Raw genomic sequence first — 2,899 nt, 5'->3', positions numbered from 1 at the left:
GTTCCTGCACCGCGCTCTCAGCCTGCGCCTGCGTCTTGTAGATGGCAGCGATTGTTTCTGACATGATCAGCTCTCTTTTGTTGATAGTTCAGTGTCACTTGGGATGGCGTTAACGGCCGGCGCAGGATCGGCATCGCCGGCAAAGAACCGCGTCACGACAGCGGTTTGGTCACGGAGTGAGATCGTTTCTCGATGCGTTTCCGTGACGCGCCGGCGTCGAACATGAATCTCTTCTTTGAGGATAAGACGCCGCTCGATGACGACGACCTCCACTTCCTCCAGCACAGGCAGGATCGTGACGTCGCCCTCGTAGCGAATGGGTGGTGCAAGTTCGACCACCTGGCCAACCGCCACCCGCTCGACTTCGATGACCTCGCGCGTCAGTGGCACTTCAACGACACGCTCACGGGCATGCGTCACGGTCGCCACCCGAACGGTATGTCCTTGCAGCCGCCGCGTGCCGATGACCGCCTCCTCCGCGTGGAGCTGAAGCACGGTATCTTGCGCGGCCTCAGGGACGTTGAGTGGAGCAGCTCTCATAAAGTCAGTCGCCAAGCCGCCTGAGGCACTAATGTGACGTCTAAACGACCTAGACTATGCATCGAATTCGACCGGCGCCCACAGCACGGTGTGGCATAATAAGGCGCGTGACGCGTCGGGTGGTGCCGACGCATCGTTCCTTTGGGTTCGGACACGGTTTTCTTCGCCTCTCAAGAGGTTGGGTTACCAGATTTAGCTAACGCTCTTCCGCCCAAACTCGCAGTGAGCCCAGTGTTCGCCGCCTGACGATTAAGTCCCGTGCTATAGAATGCTTAGAATTGATTTAGCAAAACACGAAAGCGACAGAAGCGCGCCTCCAACGTATGTTATCTCATCCCTCGACAGACAAAATGTGAAGGATTCTCACATCCATCCCTCCAACGCCCCGCCGCCATCTGGATCAAGTGATTCCCCTGCGAATGCAACACACGAGCCAAAGCCTGCTGTTAAATCACTGTTCTTCCTTTGCCGCATGTCGTCGATTAGCGCGAGCGTCCGCGGTCAGCGTGCTTGGTGCTCAGCTCCGTTGTCGAGAATGGTGACGAGGTGCTTCTCAAGCCGCTGCGCCCTCGGGGAACTTCGATGACGCGCTCCAGTAGCAAGGCACGGCGCTGGTTGATTAGAGCGGTGTGATCGGTGACGAGGCGCGCCCGAGCCCGGTGCAGGATCTGCATCTCGAGTTGCGCCTCACTCTTGAGACCGACAAAGCACATCGTCGTTCAGGTGGCGGCTTCGGCGATTGATTCAGCTTCGCGTTCGTCGTTCCTCTATGCCTTAACATAGGACTGAACGTATTCAGGCGAAATCAGCAGGATGGGGGGCACCGCAGCAGGTCTCCATCGCGACGAGGCAGGACGACATGTTGCATGCGAGACGAACAGCGCCCACGCGCGTCGGTCGACGCCGCAATCTACGCGTCCGGTCTCGCCGAGCCCAACGACGCTGCAGCTGTCTTGCCTAGGTCGATCCCGAGCACCGCGAAAGTTGGCTTATCCATCACCCTCCCTCGCTTGTGTTCCCAGCCGATCCTACGACCGATACTAAGGGGGCGGGCCGTTCCATAAAAGACGGCCCATGCCGCGGAACAGGATCGCCCGGACATCCTGAAACGACGCTGGGCGTGGTTTGAGAGCCAGTCCGATCTGACTCCCGGCCGCTTGGTTTTTATCGACAAGACCTGGTCCTTGACCAACATGGCCCGGACCCGTGGTCGCGCGCCTGGGGGTGAGAGAGTGAAAGCCGCCATTCCACCTGGACATTGGCAACCGCGACATTGATCGCGGGCTTGCGTACCAGCGGCATGGTGGCGCGGACGGTGTTCAGCGGTAGCTCCTTCGTGCGACCTCCAGTTGGAGAAATACTCGTTCTCCCAGTGCGCAGCGAGGTCTTAGACGGACGCAGTGCCCTCGGGAGGGCGCTTCGGGCGTCACGGCGTTCACGGCGTTTACCCGAGACTGAGCGACCTGACCAAGCCAGCCTGTTCTAACCCCGACAGGAGCCCGCTCAAGCCGCCACCGATTCCCTTTCCTTGGCCAGAGAATGATTGTTCGTCCCCTGCCCGGGAGCCACCAGTCTGCCCACCACCGAGCGGATTCATCAGCATAACCACAAAGACCCTTCTCGTTTTCCACCCGTCCTGAGTCTTGTCGGCATTCCGAACCTCGCAGCTATTGTGGTCGCGACTATCCTTTCGGTATCCGTTGGAGACGCTAAGGTCCCGCGAAGGCCTTTGAACCCTCGCCGACTGTTGACGCCAGTCACCTCGCTAACGTGACCACAGCAGCTATTGGGCCCGGACATGCTGTTCCAAAATTGGCTGCCGTTCTTTCGATAGTTCCACAGATCTACCTGCGCCTCGCCGACTACGGCCACAGCGTCTCCCAACACTCGCACCGCCGTTCGATCGGTTTCGGGACCCTGGAGGAACCGACAGTTTCGGCCGAGTACTTCCTTTTCAGAGAATCCTGTGAGGGCCGTGAAAGCTCGGTTGACGAAGATCAGCGGATAATCCGGCTGATGCGGATCGGTAAGAACCATCGACAAAGGGCTGACGCTCATTACAGACCGGAGGAGGCCGCCCACGCTGAGGCTGTCGTGGCGCCGCCCGCCATTCGTGATCGCTGAAGTCTTTACGTTATCCGTCATGTTTGGCGTCCCATCGGTGGAGGCTCGCGGGCTCTTGATGCCCAGTCCCGCAACTCTACTCCACCTAGAGTACGCGGCCACTAAGGCCGTAGAAGTCGTTGAGCCACGGAAATGCAAGAGCGCGCTTGAGCAGGGGTTGTATGGCTACGGGAACTATGCGGGTTCTACTTGTGGAAGATCAACCCCTAATAAGGCTGGTGATCGCCGAACGTCT

At 59.1% G+C, this 2,899-nt stretch carries 2 protein-coding genes; both read right to left on the bottom strand.

The genetic code is table 11. From position 1 onward, the window contains the following. Positions 1 to 66: 66 nt before the first annotated feature. Positions 67 to 540: a DUF2382 domain-containing protein gene (locus GSQ92_RS06420; protein WP_159013170.1), complete on the bottom strand. Its 474-nt coding sequence runs from the start codon at positions 538 to 540 to the stop codon at positions 67 to 69. 1,596 nt (positions 541 to 2,136) lie between these two features. Further along, positions 2,137 to 2,598 (bottom strand): PAS domain-containing protein, encoded by a 462-nt coding sequence (locus GSQ92_RS31585; RefSeq protein WP_371418538.1) that lies wholly within the window; start codon positions 2,596 to 2,598, stop codon positions 2,137 to 2,139. Positions 2,599 to 2,899: the final 301 nt, after the last annotated feature.

The sequence above is a fragment of the Acidisoma sp. S159 genome, from assembly GCF_009766125.1.
GTDB lineage: Bacteria > Pseudomonadota > Alphaproteobacteria > Acetobacterales > Acetobacteraceae > Acidisoma.
The sequence above is the reverse complement of the archived record's forward strand: the minus strand, read 5'-3'. Positions and strand labels throughout refer to the sequence as shown.